This is a genomic window from Zoogloea sp., from assembly GCF_044344315.1.
In the GTDB taxonomy this organism is placed as follows: Bacteria; Pseudomonadota; Gammaproteobacteria; order Burkholderiales; family Rhodocyclaceae; genus Zoogloea.
On sequence record NZ_JBIJDC010000008.1, the window covers coordinates 18,436 to 33,332 of the forward strand.

At 67.6% G+C, this 14,897-nt stretch carries 15 protein-coding genes; all 15 read right to left on the bottom strand.

The genetic code is table 11. The features are described from left to right. Positions 1-74 precede the first annotated feature (74 nt). Positions 75-998, bottom strand: a complete 924-nt coding sequence (locus tag ACIQ09_RS02980) for an AraC family transcriptional regulator (RefSeq protein WP_398305879.1) — start codon at positions 996-998, stop codon at positions 75-77. Beyond that, complete coding sequence (locus ACIQ09_RS02985) at positions 995-1,255, bottom strand: helix-turn-helix domain-containing protein (protein ID WP_398305882.1); 261 nt, start codon at positions 1,253-1,255, stop codon at positions 995-997. The genes ACIQ09_RS02980 and ACIQ09_RS02985 overlap by 4 nt, the downstream gene beginning before the upstream one ends. Beyond that, entirely contained in the window at positions 1,252-2,160 is a 909-nt protein-coding gene (epsC, locus tag ACIQ09_RS02990) for a serine O-acetyltransferase EpsC (RefSeq protein ID WP_398306008.1), read from the bottom strand. Before epsC ends, ACIQ09_RS02985 begins: the two co-directional genes overlap by 4 nt. Positions 2,161-2,273: 113 nt before the next feature. Beyond that, complete coding sequence (gene cysK / locus ACIQ09_RS02995; protein ID WP_398305885.1) at positions 2,274-3,251, bottom strand: cysteine synthase A; 978 nt, start codon at positions 3,249-3,251, stop codon at positions 2,274-2,276. A 536-nt stretch (positions 3,252-3,787) separates the two neighbouring features. Then, on the bottom strand, positions 3,788-4,474 hold the full coding sequence (locus tag ACIQ09_RS03000) for an RBBP9/YdeN family alpha/beta hydrolase (protein ID WP_398305888.1): 687 nt from the start codon (positions 4,472-4,474) through the stop codon (positions 3,788-3,790). Positions 4,475-4,584: 110 nt separating this feature from the next. After that, positions 4,585-5,595, bottom strand: coding sequence for a sulfate ABC transporter substrate-binding protein (locus ACIQ09_RS03005; RefSeq protein ID WP_398305891.1), 1,011 nt, complete (start codon positions 5,593-5,595; stop codon positions 4,585-4,587). 168 nt (positions 5,596-5,763) lie between these two features. Beyond that, positions 5,764-7,242, bottom strand: coding sequence for an MBL fold metallo-hydrolase (locus tag ACIQ09_RS03010; RefSeq protein WP_398305894.1), 1,479 nt, complete (start codon positions 7,240-7,242; stop codon positions 5,764-5,766). Between the two features lie 244 nt (positions 7,243-7,486). Next, positions 7,487-7,891 carry a hypothetical protein gene (locus ACIQ09_RS03015; protein WP_398305897.1) on the bottom strand — a complete coding sequence of 135 codons (405 nt, stop codon included), beginning with the start codon at positions 7,889-7,891 and terminating at the stop codon, positions 7,487-7,489. 10 nt (positions 7,892-7,901) lie between these two features. Then, positions 7,902-9,029, bottom strand: a complete 1,128-nt coding sequence (gene metX / locus ACIQ09_RS03020; RefSeq protein ID WP_398305900.1) for a homoserine O-acetyltransferase — start codon at positions 9,027-9,029, stop codon at positions 7,902-7,904. A 16-nt stretch (positions 9,030-9,045) separates the two neighbouring features. Then, on the bottom strand, positions 9,046-10,371 hold the full coding sequence (locus ACIQ09_RS03025) for an O-acetylhomoserine aminocarboxypropyltransferase/cysteine synthase family protein (RefSeq protein ID WP_398305903.1): 1,326 nt from the start codon (positions 10,369-10,371) through the stop codon (positions 9,046-9,048). Positions 10,372-10,431: 60 nt separating this feature from the next. Continuing rightward, on the bottom strand, positions 10,432-11,763 hold the full coding sequence (locus tag ACIQ09_RS03030; protein ID WP_398305907.1) for a phenylacetate--CoA ligase family protein: 1,332 nt from the start codon (positions 11,761-11,763) through the stop codon (positions 10,432-10,434). A 148-nt stretch (positions 11,764-11,911) separates the two neighbouring features. Then, positions 11,912-12,736 (bottom strand): MetQ/NlpA family ABC transporter substrate-binding protein, encoded by an 825-nt coding sequence (locus tag ACIQ09_RS03035; protein ID WP_398305909.1) that lies wholly within the window; start codon positions 12,734-12,736, stop codon positions 11,912-11,914. A 49-nt stretch (positions 12,737-12,785) separates the two neighbouring features. Beyond that, positions 12,786-13,469, bottom strand: a complete 684-nt coding sequence (locus ACIQ09_RS03040) for a methionine ABC transporter permease (protein WP_398305912.1) — start codon at positions 13,467-13,469, stop codon at positions 12,786-12,788. After that, complete coding sequence (locus tag ACIQ09_RS03045; RefSeq protein ID WP_398305915.1) at positions 13,462-14,319, bottom strand: methionine ABC transporter ATP-binding protein; 858 nt, start codon at positions 14,317-14,319, stop codon at positions 13,462-13,464. The genes ACIQ09_RS03040 and ACIQ09_RS03045 overlap by 8 nt, the downstream gene beginning before the upstream one ends. Positions 14,320-14,468: 149 nt before the next feature. Next, entirely contained in the window at positions 14,469-14,825 is a 357-nt protein-coding gene (locus ACIQ09_RS03050; protein WP_398305918.1) for a DUF2325 domain-containing protein, read from the bottom strand. Positions 14,826-14,897 lie beyond the last annotated feature (72 nt).

Sequence of the window (14,897 nt, forward strand, 5' to 3'; positions counted from 1 at the left end):
TATGCACGGGCATCGCAGGTTTTTGCTCGTTCGTCTTTCCCGGGGCCAGGGATGCCCCGGTCTGGAGGCCGGGTTCAGTGCGCGAAGGACGGGGCGCCGGGACGGCGGGCGCGCTGGAAGGCGCCGGGCTGCTCGCCGATGACCTTCTTGAAGGCCCGGGTAAACGCCGCCTGGGAGTTGTAGCCCACGTGCTCGGCCGCCCGCAGCACGCTGTCGCCACACTGCAGGCGGCGGGCGGCGATCTTCATGCGCACCTGCAGCAGGAAGCGCGCTGGCGGCTGACCGCTGGCCTCGACGAAATGGCGGCAGAAGCTGGCCCGGGACATGCACGCCACCCGGGCCATGTCGTCGATGGACCAGGGCTTGCCGGGGGCCCGCAGCAGGTCGTCGAGCAGCGTCGCAAACTCGGGCCGCCGGGCCACGGCCAGCAGCCCCGAGGCCACGTCATTGCGCAGGGCCACGTCGCGGATCACGTAGAAGAACAGCAGCTCGGTGAGACGTTCGATCAGCGGCGAGGCGCCGGCCTCGTCCCGGGCCGCCTCGGCGAGGATCAGGTCGAACAGCGGTGCCACCGCGTGCAGGGCGCCGGAGCCGGCACGGATCAGCACATGGTCGGGAAAGGCCCCACGCAACAACTCGCCCAGCAGGCCGCGGAACTGGAAGAAACCGCAGGCCAGTCCGCAGGCGCCGGCCACCGGCGGGCTCATGGGCAGCATCGGGCAGGGCTGGAAATCCGGCCCGGCCTCGGCGGCGGGCATCAGGCTGTGGGGAATGTCGCGGAGCAGGAAGACCCCTTCCCGCGCCTGCAGGCGGATGGGCGCCTGCCCCTCCAGGTGCAGCCAGGACTCGCCGCGCAGCACCAGGTGAAAGCTGGCTCGCTCCCGGCCGGCCGTGGAGGCGCGCCACGGACCGCAATACTGGCCCACGTGAAAGACCGTGGTATCCAGCTCCAGCCCGCTGACAAGCCAGTGGGCCAGACGATCGGTATCGGAGCTCATGGGCGTGCGCTCAAGCCAGGCCGTGGACCACTGCCCGGCGTATCCTCGGCCTCCTCGACCAGCTCCGACAGCGGCACGCCAAACGCGGCGGCAATCTTCAGCGATGTGGCGAGGGACGGAATGGAATAGCCCCGTTCGACCTCGCCACTGTAAGAACGGCTCAGGCCGGCCCGGTCGGCAAACTCCTCCTGGGACCAGCCTGCGGCGATCCGGCGGCGGCGGATGACTTCGCCGAAACGCTTGTGCAGCTCGATCATTGGGCAGGCCTCACCTTGCCCGGTTCGGCATGCTGCAGGGAGGCCTGGGAGATGTGGCTGCCCGGCGGCACACTGTGGGTGAGCCACACGTTGCCACCGATGCTCGAACCCGCACCGATGACAATGCGCCCGAGGATGGTGGCACCGGCATACACCACCACGTCATCCTCCAGCACCGGATGGCGCGGCAGCCCCTTCGCCAGGCCACCGCCCTCACCCACCTCGAAGCGCTTGGCGCCGAGGGTGACAGCCTGGTACAGGCGCACCCGGTTGCCGATCACCGCAGTCTCGCCGATCACCACACCGGTGCCATGATCGATGAAGAAGCTGTTGCCGATGCGTGCCCCCGGATGAATGTCGATTCCGGTGGCCGAGTGGGCCAGCTCCGAGACAATGCGCGCCAGCAGGGGCACGCCCAGCTCATACAGGCGGTGGGCGATGCGGTAGTAGATCACCGCGTGGATGCCCGGGTAGCACAGCACGATCTCGTCCACGCTGCGCGCGGCCGGATCGCCGCGGAAGGCGGCTTCCACATCGGTGTCGAGCACAGCCCGGGTATCCGGCAGGGTGGCAGCGAAGGCGCGCACCAGGCCCGCGGCCCGGCTGCCTGCCTGTTCTTCGTTCTCACCGGCATGCCGGGCCTGATAGCCCAGTTCCAGGCGCACTTGCTCCAGGAGCAGGTGCAGGGCCGCATCCAGGGTGTGGCCGACGTAGAAATCCTCGCACTCCTGGCGCAGGTCGGCAGGCCCCAGACGCATGGGAAAGAGCGCCGCGCAAAGCTGCTCGACCACCCGCGCCAGGGCCTCGCGGGACGGAAACTCGCGCCCCCCGGTCTCTCGGCTGCGCCCCTGGGCGTCCCGCCAGCGGCTGCGTACGGCATGCAGGCCGGCGACGACGGCGTGCAGGTCCCAGTGTTCGGAACTTGTATCGGCAACCGGCGCCGGGGCCGGCGAGGCGGTGGGCCCGCCCTGCTCCCCGCGCACCGCCGGGCGGATGCCCTGAAGCGGATCTGCGGTGCTCACGCCGGCAGCCCCGCCGCGTCGAACACCCCCTCAAAGAGGACCGAACTGAGATAACGCTCGCCGGAGTCGGGCAGCACCACCACGATGGTCTTGCCGGCGTTCTCCGGCAGCTTGGCCAGGCGCACGGCAACGGCCGCTGCCGCCCCGCAGGAGATGCCGGACAGGATGCCCTCCTCCCGGGCCAGGCGACGGGCGAACTCGACGGCCTCCTCGTTGGTGACCTGCTCCACCGCATCCACCAGGGTCAGATCGAGCACGCCGGGCACGAAGCCGGCGCCAATACCCTGGATCTTGTGGGGGCCGGGCTTGAGGGGCTCGCCGGCGCGGGTCTGGGTGAGGATGGGGCTGGCCGCCGGCTCCACTGCCACCGACTGGATGGCCTTGCCGCGGCCCTGCTTGAAGTAGCGAGACACGCCGGTGATGGTGCCGCCAGTGCCCACGCCCGAAACGAAGATATCCACCTTGCCATCGGTGTCATCCCAGATCTCCGGGCCGGTGGTGGTTTCGTGGATCAGGGGATTGGCGGGGTTCTTGAACTGCTGCAGCAGCACGTACTTGTCCGGATCGGAGGCGGCAATCTCCTCGGCCTTGGCCACGGCACCACTCATGCCCTTGGGGCCCTCGGTGAGGACCAGCCTGGCGCCATAGGCGAGGAGCAACTTGCGCCGTTCGATGCTCATGGTCTCGGGCATGGTGAGGGTCAGGGGAATGCCCTTGGCCGCAGCCACGAAGGCCAGGGCGATACCGGTGTTGCCACTGGTCGGTTCGACCAGTTCCTTGCCCGGCCCGAGCAGCCCGCGCTTCTCGGCGTCCCACACCAGGGCCGCGCCGATGCGGCACTTCACCGAATAGGCCGGGTTGCGCCCCTCGATCTTGGCCAGCACGGTGGCGCCGGCGCCATCGGTGATGCGGTTGAGCCGGACCAGCGGGGTGTGGCCGATGGAAAATGCGTTGTCCTCATACCATCTGGACATGGAGATCTCCTTCAAGGGGTCGAATCGACGGACTCGAGTTGAAAACGAATGGACGGACAGGTCAGGAACTCACGATACCGGCCCCCCGCCGGGCAGCGAACCAACATATATTTGATTGGTTACCAATGCCGGAGCGATAAGCTTTCCCGGAATCGCGGATAGGCAAATTGAAAGCCCTTCGGGTCAATTCCTGGTGTCGCCCGACATCTCCTGTAGGGGCGACTTGTAAGGGCGACTTGTAGGGGCGACTTCAGTCGCCCACCCACGCGTCTATCACAGGCATGCCCTTGATCTCAGTCCGCGGGCGACTGAAGTCGCCCCCACAGTCCCTCCAGCCGCCTTCAGCGCGTCCCATAAACCCCTTCAGCTTCATCCATCGGGTGATCCGGCCAGTGGAGGGCAAACCCGCGTCAGCATTGGGTTTGCGTCTGGTTCGGGGAGGACAACCAAGGAAAACAGGATGAACTCGACCCCACGGAAGCACGCGCGCGGTCAGACGACATCAAGCTGACGCACGCAGCTTGATTCCCACGCCCTCAGGACGACACTTCGGTAAACACCTCCCAGTTGAACCGGGTGCGGTGGCGCAGCCGGGCCAGGGCGCCGCGCTTGCCCTTGTGGGTCAGGCGGGCGTCGTCGATGCTGCCCAGGGGCAGGCCGGTGTAGGAGTCGCGCAGGGCATTGAGCAGGGCCAGACCCTGGGGCCACGGGCCATGCCCGGAGTCCACGTTGATGTGTCCGGCCTCACCGATGTCGATGAACAGACTGCCCCAACAGTCCGCCCAGCGGGCCGTGCCCTCCAGGCTGGCCCAGGGGTCGTTGCGGCTGGCCACGACCATACTCGGTACGCCGATGGGAGTAGAAGGAATCCATGAGGACAGCCCGCCCCGGTCGGATACGTAGCTGGTGTCGCGCAGGCCGAAGGCACTGAAGCGGTCGGGGTCGGGCGGTGCCACCAGCAGCAGGCCGGCCACCCGTTCGGGGCGGTCGGCGGCGGCCACCACCGAGGCCAGACAGCCGTAGCTGTGGGCCACCAGCCACACCACGCCGGCCGCCTCGTCGATTTCGCGCCGGACCTCGGTGGCCCAGCGCGCCAGCACCGGCGCGGTCCAGTCGATCTGACGAACCCGGCGGGCATCGGCCAGCCGGGTTTCCAGCCAGCTCTGCCAGTGCCCGGGGCCGCTGTCGTTGAGCCCCGGCACGATCAAGGTGGTTTGCTGCACCTGAACGCCCCCAATCAAAAGATGCCAATGAAAAATGCGCCAGACCGGTAGCCTGGCGCATTGTGTGAAAGGACGCTCCCGCCGAGGGCGGGGGCGGGAGCACGCCGGACTTACTTGACGGTGGTGATCTGGTCGAACACGCCGCCGTCGGCGAAGTGGGTCTTCTGGGCCTTGGTCCAGCCGCCGAAGAGCTCGTCGATGGTGAACAGCTTGACCGGGGCGAAGGTCTTGGCGTACTTGGCAGCCACCTTCGGATCGATCGGGCGGTAGTAGTTCTTGCCGGCGATGTCCTGACCTTCCGGCGAGTACAGGTACTTCAGGTACTCCTCGGCGACCTTGCGGGTACCGCGCTTGTCCACCACCTTGTCCACCACGGAGACAGGCGGCTCGGCCAGGATGGACAGGGACGGGGTGATGATGTCGAACTTGTCCGGGCCCAGTTCCTTGGTGGCCAGGTAGGCTTCGTTTTCCCAGGAGATCAGCACGTCGCCGATACCGCGCTCGGTGAAGGTGGTCAGGGAGCCGCGGGCGCCGGAGTCGAGCACCTTCACGTTGCCGTAGATCTTCTTGACCAGATCCTTGGCGGTGACTTCGGTGCCGCCCGGCAGCTTGAGGGCGTAACCCCAGGCGGCCAGATAGTTCCAGCGGGCCCCGCCGGAGGTCTTCGGGTTCGGGGTGATGACCTCGATGCCCGGCTTGGCCAGGTCATTCCAGTCCTTGATCTTCTTCGGGTTGCCCTTCCGCACCAGGAACACGATGGTGGAGGTGTAGGGCGAGGCGTTGTGGGGCAGACGCTTCTGCCAGTCGGCCGGGATCCACTTGCCGTTGTCGTGCAGCGCATCCACGTCGGCCGCCAGGGCCAGGGTCACCACGTCGGCTTCGAGGCCGTCGATCACCGAGCGGGCCTGCTTGCCAGAGCCACCATGGGACTGCTTGATGGTGACGGTTTCGTTGTTCTTGGTCTTCCAGTACTTGGCGAAGGCCGCGTTGTATTCCTGGTAGAGCTCACGGGTCGGGTCGTAGGAGACGTTGAGCAGGGTCACGTCGGCATGGGCCAGGCTGGACAGGCCGAGCACCAGAGCCAAGGACAGGACGGAGCGGCGGGCGAAGCGAGATTTCATGAGACGACTTCCTATGGGCTAAAAGTAAGTGAAACCGAGTCTAGAGAGGGCTGCCGGAATGGCGAACCAAGAAAAACTTTTATGCTTATTCGCGGAGGCATGAATACCTATGCATGAATGGATGGCCCGGGCGAAACCGGACCGCGCAATGGATTCATTCACACGCGTTCAGCGGGAGGCGCTCTGCTCGCCAATGGCAAGGCGCAGGTCGGCCAGCGTGACCACGCGGGGGCCGTGCAGCGCGGCGATCTGCGCCACATCCAGCCCCAGCCGGCGGATGTTGTCGTGGAGGTTTACGGCGTAGGGGTTGGGGCGGGACGGCGCAGGCGCATTGGCCGCTGCCGGGGTGTAGGCGTCGCCCTCGACGAGGATTTTTTCGCCCGGCAGATAGACCAGGGCAAAGGCGTCGCTATGGCCGCTGCCGACAATGCTGTGCACCTCAATGCTGCGCTTGCCATCACTCAGCACCCGCTTGCCATCCACCTCGGCAAACACGGCCCCCTTGCGCGAGCGCGCCAGGCTGTCCGGGTTGAGGGTGCGCGGCGCGGCCCACACCTTGCGGTAGTAGGGCACGTTGGCCTTGGGCGTGACGATCACGGCCCCCTCCCGGGCAAAGGTGCGCAAACCGCCGGAGTGGTCGAAGTGGGCGTGGGTGTTGATCAGGTACTTGATGGGCTTGCCCGGCACCGTCTCCTTGGCCTTGGCGATCACCGCCAGGGAGCGCTCCTCGTTGAGGGGCGCCTCCACCACCACCAGGTGGTCGGCCTGTTCGATCAGCACGCTGTGGTGGGTGCCGCCGGTGAGGTAGTAAACCCCCTCGGCGAGCTTGTCGGCCTTGACCACCGGTGCAACCGGGGTGGCGCTGGCCACCTCGGGCGGCACGGCAATGCTCGCGGCGCCATTGATCCGGACATCGTTCACCTTCAGGTCCAGCACCGGGTAGCCCCCCTGGCTGCGCGCGATGTGGCTGGGGAAGGGAATGCCCCCGAAATCGCGGTAGTCGGAGAAGCGCGTCTCCACCAGGGTGTCGCCCAGCACCGGGTTGTCCACCCAGGTGCGCACCACGGCTACTTCATTGCGGGCATTGATGTGTCCGACGAAGCGGTGCTTGCCGCCGACGGTGAAGGCCACCTCGCTGCCCCCGCCCTTCAGCGGACGCGAGCGGGCCTTGTTGGCCAGGGCCGCGCGCAGGAAACCCTGGGGTGTGGACAGGATCTCGGCGGTGCGCTCGGCGACCGCCGCAAACTGCGGTACCGGTGCCGCCAGCGTTCCCCCCGGGGCAATCACCGGCAGGTTCCAGGCCACCGGGCCGCTGACGTACTGATCGACCTTCTGCTCCACCGGTACCGGGCGCTCACGGCCGGCCTCCAGGGCCTGGATGCGGTTGATCTGGACCCGCGCGCTGCCCTTCTCGTAATCGATGTCGGCCACATAGCGGCTCACGTCGAAGCGCGGCCAGGGCAGGCTGGGGTCGGGCGCCTGACCGAACTGGAACCAGCTGCCGCTGCCGGTGAGCTGGATGCTGCGGGTGCCGGCGGCATCCAATGCACGCACGGCAGATTGCAGGGTCTGGGCCTGGGCGGGAAGCGCGGCCAGCAGCGAAAGGATGGCGGTGGCGCCAAGAACGGGACGAAGCGGGAAAGACATGGAACCCCCTTGTGGATGAACGGGCGGCCGGAAGGGCACTGGGGGCAGGAGGGGCAATAAGCGTACCCGCGCCGGACGGCCGTCACGCCACGCCGGGAAGGCCCTGATTTCAGGGCAAAATTGAGCGCAGACGCGGGTTTGCGGGGCGAGGCCGGTGGCGGGTGCGCTGCTGATGGACCAGCAGGGCCTGCTGTTTTTCCAGCACCGGCTGCCCTGATTGCGGCAGCGCTCCGGGCCCTCTGCCTCAGCGCTCTGTCGGTGCCTGGTAGCGCCGGGCTTCCTCGACCGTGGCCGGCACCAGCTCGACGACGAGCCGCCACAGCCGCTCCCGCCATTCCCGGGTGGGGCCGCTGGCCGACTGCAGGGGCAGGCTCTCCCAGGCCTGCCAGTCGATGCCGGGCAGGGCACTGCGCTGCTCGGCAGGCATGGCGAGGGCACTCTCGCGCATGCAGGCCAGGCGCTCAAGCGCCCGCTCCAGGTTGCCGCGGGTGGCAAACAGCGCCTGCGGATCACCGCCGGACAGATCGCCGAGCAGGCTGGCGCCATCGTCGAGCAGGTTGCCCAGCAGGGCCCCGCACAGCACCGCCGCCCCCAGGGTGGGACGTCGGCGCCGGCGTGGCTTTGCCGGGGTTGGGCGTGGTCCGCTCATGGCCTGGGCCTCAGTGGTAGACCGGCCGGCGGCCGGGCGCTGTCGCCGCCGCCTGGGGAGCAGACGCGAACTCGGCCAGGAAACGGCGCAGGGCCGGCTCGAAACGCTCCGCATCAATCAGGAAGCCGTCGTGGCCGTGCTCCGAATCGATGGCAATGAGCTGCGCCCGCAGCAGCTGGCTGGCCAGGTAGAGCTGGTCTTCCGGGACATACAGGGCGTCCGAGGGGATGGAGCCCACCAGCACGGGCTGATGGATGCGCCCCAGGGCCGTGGCGCAGCCCCCACGCCCTCGCCCCAGGTCGTGGCTGTCCATGGCATCCAGCAGCACGCGGTAGCTGTGGGGGTCGAAGCGCCGGGTCAGCGCATCCCCATGGTGGCGCAGCCAGCCCCGCACGGCGTAGTCGCCCGGGGTGGCGGCCGCGGCGCCAAAGACCTCGTCGCCCAGGCTGCGTCCGAAACGCCGGCCCAGGGAGGCGGGGCTGCGGTAGCTGACCATGGCCATGGCCCGGGCCGCAGCCAGCCCGGCCAGGGGTGGGTCGGCGGGGTCGTAGTCGCCGTCCCGGTAGCGCGGGTCACCGGCCAGGGCCAGGCGCTGGGCCTCGCTCCAGGCCATGCACCAGGGCGAGTGCTTGCCCGAGGCGGCGATGCACGCCACCGCATCCACCCGGTCGGGATCGAGCAGAGCCCACTCCAGCGCCTGCAGCCCGCCCATGGAACCGCCGATCACGAAACGGATGCGGCGGATGCCCAGGGCGTCGGCCAGGCTGATCTGGGCCTGCACCTGGTCGCGGATGGTGATGGCGGGAAAGCGCGCCCCCCACGGGCGTCCGTCCGGCGCGGGCGAGGTGGGGCCGGTGCTGCCGTAGCAGCTCCCCAGAGCGTTGCTGCAGACGATGAAGTGCTGCTCCGGATCGAGGGCCCGGCCCGGCCCGAAAAGGGGCGCCCACCAGGCATCGGCGTCGGCAGTGCCAGTAAGGGCATGGCACACGATGACGACGTTATCGCCCCGGGCATTGAGACGGCCCCAAGTGCGGAAGGCGAGCTGCAGCCCGGGCAGGCTGCCCCCGGACTCCAGGGCCAGGGGCTGCCCGGCGGTGAAGAGGCGGGTCTGCCCGGACAGACGGCGGGAAAGGCTCATGGCAACACCAGTCGCCTCAGGCGGCCACGTCGAGGCCGGCCCGACGCAGGGCGTGGTCGAAGTCGGCCTTGATGTCGTCGATGTGCTCGATGCCCACCGACACGCGGATCAGGTCGGGGCGCACGCCGGCGCTCTTCTGTTCCGCTTCGGAGAGCTGCTGGTGGGTGGTGGAGGCCGGGTTGATGACCAGGGTCTTGGCATCGCCCACGTTGGCCAGGTGGCTGGCCAGCTCCACGTTGTCGATGAAGGTGCGGGCTGCGTTGGCGCCACCCTTGATGCCGAAGTTGAGCACCGCACCGAAGCCGTTGCGCAGGTACTTCTTTGCCAGCGCGTGATAGGGGCTGTCTTCGAGGCCGTTGTACTCGACCCACGCCACCTGCGGATGGGCCTTCAGCCAGCGGGCCAGCTCGAGGGTGTTGTCCAGGTGGCGCTGAACACGCAGGGACAGGGTCTCGACGCCCTGCAGCAGCTGGAAGGCGTTGAAGGGCGACAGGCTGGGGCCGATGTCGCGCAGGCCTTCAACCCGGGCGCGGATGGCGAAGGCGATGTTGCCGAAGGGTCCGCCGCTGCCGAACACCTCCCAGAAGTTGAGGCCGTGGTAGCCCGGCGCCGGATCGGTGAACAGGGGGAACTTGCCGTTGCCCCAGTCGAACCGGCCGGAGTCGATGATGACGCCGCCGATGGAGGTGCCGTGGCCGCCGATCCACTTGGTGGCCGACTCGACGACGATGTCGGCGCCGTGGTCGATGGGCCGGGCGATATAACCGCCGGCGCCGAAGGTGTTGTCCACGATCAGCGGAATGCCGGCCTCGTGGGCCACCCTGGCCAGGGCTTCAAAATCGGGGATGTTGAAGCGCGGGTTGCCGATGGTCTCCACATAGATGGCCTTGGTGTTGGCATCGATGGCCTGGCGGAAATCCTCCGGGTCGTCGCCCTCGACAAACTTCACGTTGATGCCCAGGCGCGGCAGGGTGACCTTGAACTGGTTGTAGGTGCCGCCATACACATAGCTGGTGGACACGATGTTGTCGCCGGCCTGGGCGATGGTGGTGATGGCCAGGAACTGGGCAGCCTGGCCGGAGCTGGTGGCCACCGCCGCCACCCCGCCTTCGAGCGCGGCGATGCGCTGCTCGAAGACGTCGGTGGTGGGGTTCATGATGCGGGTGTAGATGTTGCCGAACTCCTTCAGCGCAAACAGGCGCGCGCCGTGGTCGGCGTCGTTGAAGGTGTAGGAGGTAGTCTGGTAGATCGGCACGGCACGGGCGTTGGTGCCGGGGGCCGGCTGCTGGCCGGCATGGACCTGCAGGGTTTCGAAGCGGTAGGCGGCTTTGCGGTCGGTCATGGCGATGCTCCTTTTTTATGTTGGGGCGGCTTCAAGCTGCTCGCGGGTTTCAGGGATGTCTCAGCCCCACACGCCGCTGCGCCGGTCTTCCACACGCTTGGCCTTGTGGGTGGCGCGGGGCAGGGTGTCGGCGGGAAGGATCTTCACTTCGGCACTCACGCCGGTAATGGACTTGAGCTGGCGGCCGAAGCGGTGGGCCAGCTCCTCGTCGCTGCCGGCATAGGCCGGGCTTCGCTCCAGCTCCACGGTGAGGCGGTCCAGGTGGTTCTCGCGCTCGACGATCAGGCGATATTCGCCGGTGAAGTCGTGATCGCGCCGGGCGATGGCTTCCACGTCGCTGGGGAAGAGGTTGGCGCCCTTGATGATGAGCATGTCGTCCAGGCGCCCGTGCACGCCCTGCAGGCGGATGGAGGTGCGTCCGCAGCCGCAGGGCTCGGCGGTGAAGGAGACAATGTCGCCGGTGCGGAAGCGCACCATGGGCCGGGCGGTCTTCCTGAGGGTGGTCAGCACCAGCTCGCCGCGACTGCCCTCCTCCACCGGTTCGTTGGTGTCGGGGTGCAGCACCTCGACCAGGATGTGGTCCTCGGCCCAGTGCAGGCCATCCTTCTCCTCGCACATGCCGGCGCAGGAGCCGAAGATGTCCGACAGGCCGTAGTAGTCATACACCGAGGCGCCCCACAGGTCCTCGATGCGCTGGCGGGTCTCGGGGATGGAGCCGCCAGGCTCGCCGGCCACGAAGATGCGGCGCACGGCCAGATCCTTGCGCAGATCGATGCCTTCCTTGATGGCTGTCTCGCCCAGGTACCAGGCGTAGGACGGGGTGGTCCAGATGGCAGTGACCTGGAACTGGCGCAGGATGGCCAGCAGGCGCTCCGAGGGCACGGTGCCGGCGTGGATGGACAGGGCGCCAAGCTTCTGGGCCCCCAGCACGCAAGGGCCGCCGACGAACAGGGAGAAATTCAGCGAGTGGGCGTAGCGGTCTTCCGGGCGCAGGCCGGAGCTCCAGAACTGGCGCGCCTCGTAGTCGATCCACTCGTCGAAGTCGGTGGACGAGAAGGGCGAGGCGGTGGGCACGCCGGTGGAGCCGCTGGAGGCGGAGATGTAGACGATGTCCCGCTCGGGCACCGCCACCAGGTCGCCAAAGGGCGGCACGGCCAGCTGGCGGTCGCGCAGGGTCTGCTTGTTGATGAAGGGGAAGCGCCGGATGTCGTCCAGGCTGCGCACCTCTTCCGGATGCACCCCGGCCGCATCAAAGCTGGCCCGGTAATAGGGTGAATGGGTATACGCGTGCAGCAGGTGCTTTTGCAGCAGCTGCAGCTTGAGGGCGTCCCAGTCGGCGCGGGGCTGGGTTTCCAGGGCTTCGTCCCAGTAGGGGCGGTGGGCGGTGGTCATTGGGGGATTCCTTTGGTGCGGGCAAATGGCGGAGCGTGTAGGGGCGACTTCAGTCGCCCGCGGACTCCGACCAACGGCATGCCGCTGATCGACGCTCGATGGGCGACTGAAGTCGCCCCTACATGTCGCCCCTATAGCCCTGCAAAGATCACTGCAGGAAGGCCGGGCGGGCGTAACCGGCAAAGTGCTTGTCCAGGGCGGCGCGGTATTCCGGGGTGTGGAATGCGGCGGCGATGTCCTTGGCCCAGGGCTTGTCCTTGTCGTCGGCCTTCACCGCGACCACGTTCAGGTAGTGGTCGGGGGTCTTCTCCAGGGCCACGGCTTCGGTGAGCTTGAGGCCGGAGGAGATGGCGAAGTTGCCGTTGATGAGGGCGAACTCGGCGTCGTCCAGGGTGCGCGGCAGCTGGGCGGCCTCGATGGGGGTGAGCACCAGCTTGCGCGGGTTCTCGGCCACGTCCTTCTCGGTGGCCTTCAGGGGGACGACGCCGGCCTTCACCTTGAGGAGCTTGAGCTGCTCCAGGAAGACCAGGGCGCGGGCCAGGTTGCTGGGGTCATTCGGCAGGGTGATGCGGTCGCCGTCCTTCACCTCGTTGAGGCTCTTGCGCTTCTTGGAGTACAGGCCCAGAGGGGCGATGGGCGCCTTGGTGATGTCCACCAGGTTCAGCCCCTTGTCGGCACTGAACTTCTTCAGATAGATGATGTGCTGGAACAGGTTGGCGTCGAGAGAGCCCTGGGCCAGGGCCAGGTTGGGCTGCACGTAATCGTTGAACTCGACGAGCTTGACGGTGTAGCCCTTCTTTTCGAGCACGGGCTTGATGCCGAGCTTGAGCTGATCGAAGTTGGAGCCGGCGGTGGCGCCGATGGTCAGGGTCTTCTTTTCCTGGGCCTGGGCGGTGGCGGCACCCAGGCCGATGGCGGCGACGAGGCCGGCCACGGAGAGCAGACGCAGGGCGAAATGGCGACGGGTATTCATGGTGATGTTCTCCTGGAACGATTCGGGTTGTGGTCTTGTTGTAAGGGGTTCAACGCTTGTCCACGTGGCGGGCAGCCCACTGGCCAAGAAACTGAATGCTCTGCACCAGCACCACCAGCAGCACGATGGTGATGAGCATGACGTCGGTCTGGAAGCGGTAGTAGCCGTAGCGGATGGCCAGGTCGCCAATGCCGCCGCCGCCCACCACCCCGGCCACCGCCGAGTAGGACAGGAAGCTCACCGCCAGCACAGTGACGGCCAGCACCAGGCCGGAGCGGGCCTCCACCAGCAGCACATGGCGGACGATCTGCAGGGGCGAGGCGCCCATGGCCTCGGCGGCCTCGATGACGCCCCGGGGCACGTCGCGCAGGGTCTGCTCGATGAGCCGGGCGAAATAGAAGATGGCGGCGATGGACAGGGGCACGCTGGCCGCCAGAGGGCCGATGGAGGTGCCGGCGATGACCCGGGTGAAGGGCGAGATGGCCACCAGCAGGATGATGAAGGGGAAGCTCCGCACCACGTTGATGACCCCGTTGGCCACCAGGTTGAAGCTGCGGAAGCGCGCCAGCGACTGGCCCCGGCTGGTGAGGAAGACCAGCAGGCCCAGCGCACCGCCGATGACGATGGCCGCCGACAGGCAGATGGCCATCATCAGCAGGGTCTCGCCGGTGGCCTTGAGGATCTCGGGCAACAGCTCGTTGAGGGTGTCGAGCAGGGACGTGGTTTCAGGCATGGGCGGCCTCCAGGGCAAGGTGGTGTCCGGTGCCGGCATCGGGCCGGGCAGCGGGGGACGGGCTGGCCGCCGGGCCGGCGCCGAAGTCGCTGAGCCAGCGGGCCAGGCGCGAACCTTCGGGGATGCGCCCGTCGGCGATGTCGAGCTGCTCGACGATGCGCCCGCCCTCCATCACCGACACCCGGTGGCACAGGCGGCGGATGACCTCCATCTCGTGGCTGACCAGCAGGATGCTGACGCCGAACTTCCGGTTGGCATCGGCCAGCACGCCGAGCAGATCCAGGGTGGTGCGCGGGTCGAGGGCCGAGGTGGGCTCGTCGGCCAGCAGCACGTGGGGCTCTGGGGCCAGGGCGCGGGCAATGGCGACGCGCTGCTTCTGGCCGCCGGAGAGGCGCCCGGGATAGACGTCGGCCTTCTCGGCCAAGCCCACGAAATCCAGGCACACCTTCACCCGCTCGCGGATGCGCGCCGGGTCTTCACCGGCGATGCGCATGGGCAGGGCCACGTTGTCGGCGACGGTCTGGTTATGCAGCAGGTTGAAGTGCTGGAAGATCATGCCGATGCGGTGCCGGGCCTGACGCAGCCCAGCGGCGGACAGGCGGGTCAGGTCCTGACCATGGACGATGACCTCGCCGGCATCGGGGCGCTCCAGCAGATTGACGATGCGCAGCAGGGTGGACTTGCCGGCACCGGAAAAACCGATGATGCCGTGGATCTCGCCGGTGGGAATGCTCAGGCTGGTGGGCTGCACGCCCACCAGACGGCCACCGGGATCGGCAAAGCGGCGTGAAACGCCGCGCAGTTCGATGGCGGGGGTCGGGGACAAGGGGGAGGAAGCGGTCTGGGACATGATGCCTTGCAGCAAAAACAGCGATGCACCGACTGTAGCGCCGGCCCACCACCCCCCAAACCAATCAATTTTTCGTTGCTTTGCAGGCTCCCGCTGCAATGCTTTTCAGGTGACGTAAGGGCAATTGCTGCCCGGGAAGCCGCACCAGCTCAGGACTTGTGCCTCAGTTCGGCCCGGCCGCTGCTGGCACAGCGGCTGCAACCCAGTTCATCCAGGCGCTCCCGCACTTCGGTGGCCGAGTGGCGGCAGAACACCATGGGAATACCCAGATCCTCGGCCTGCTTGCGCACATTGCGCATCAGCATGTGATTGGCCCGGTCGCACATGAACACCACCAGCCCGGTGCGCCGCGACAGCTGACGGCGGTTTTCGGACGCCTTTCGACCGGTCCAGTGGTCGATGTCCTTGATGCCGAACTGGTCGGCCACCCTGAGGATCTCGCTGCGGATGCCCTCGATGCGATCCGCGCCGACGATGACGGCCTGCATGGGGAAGCTCCATTTCATGAATGCGCCGATAGCGCTGACGGAGTGCAGTGTGTGGGCCCGATGCAGCGCACCAAACCAAATTGTTCCGAT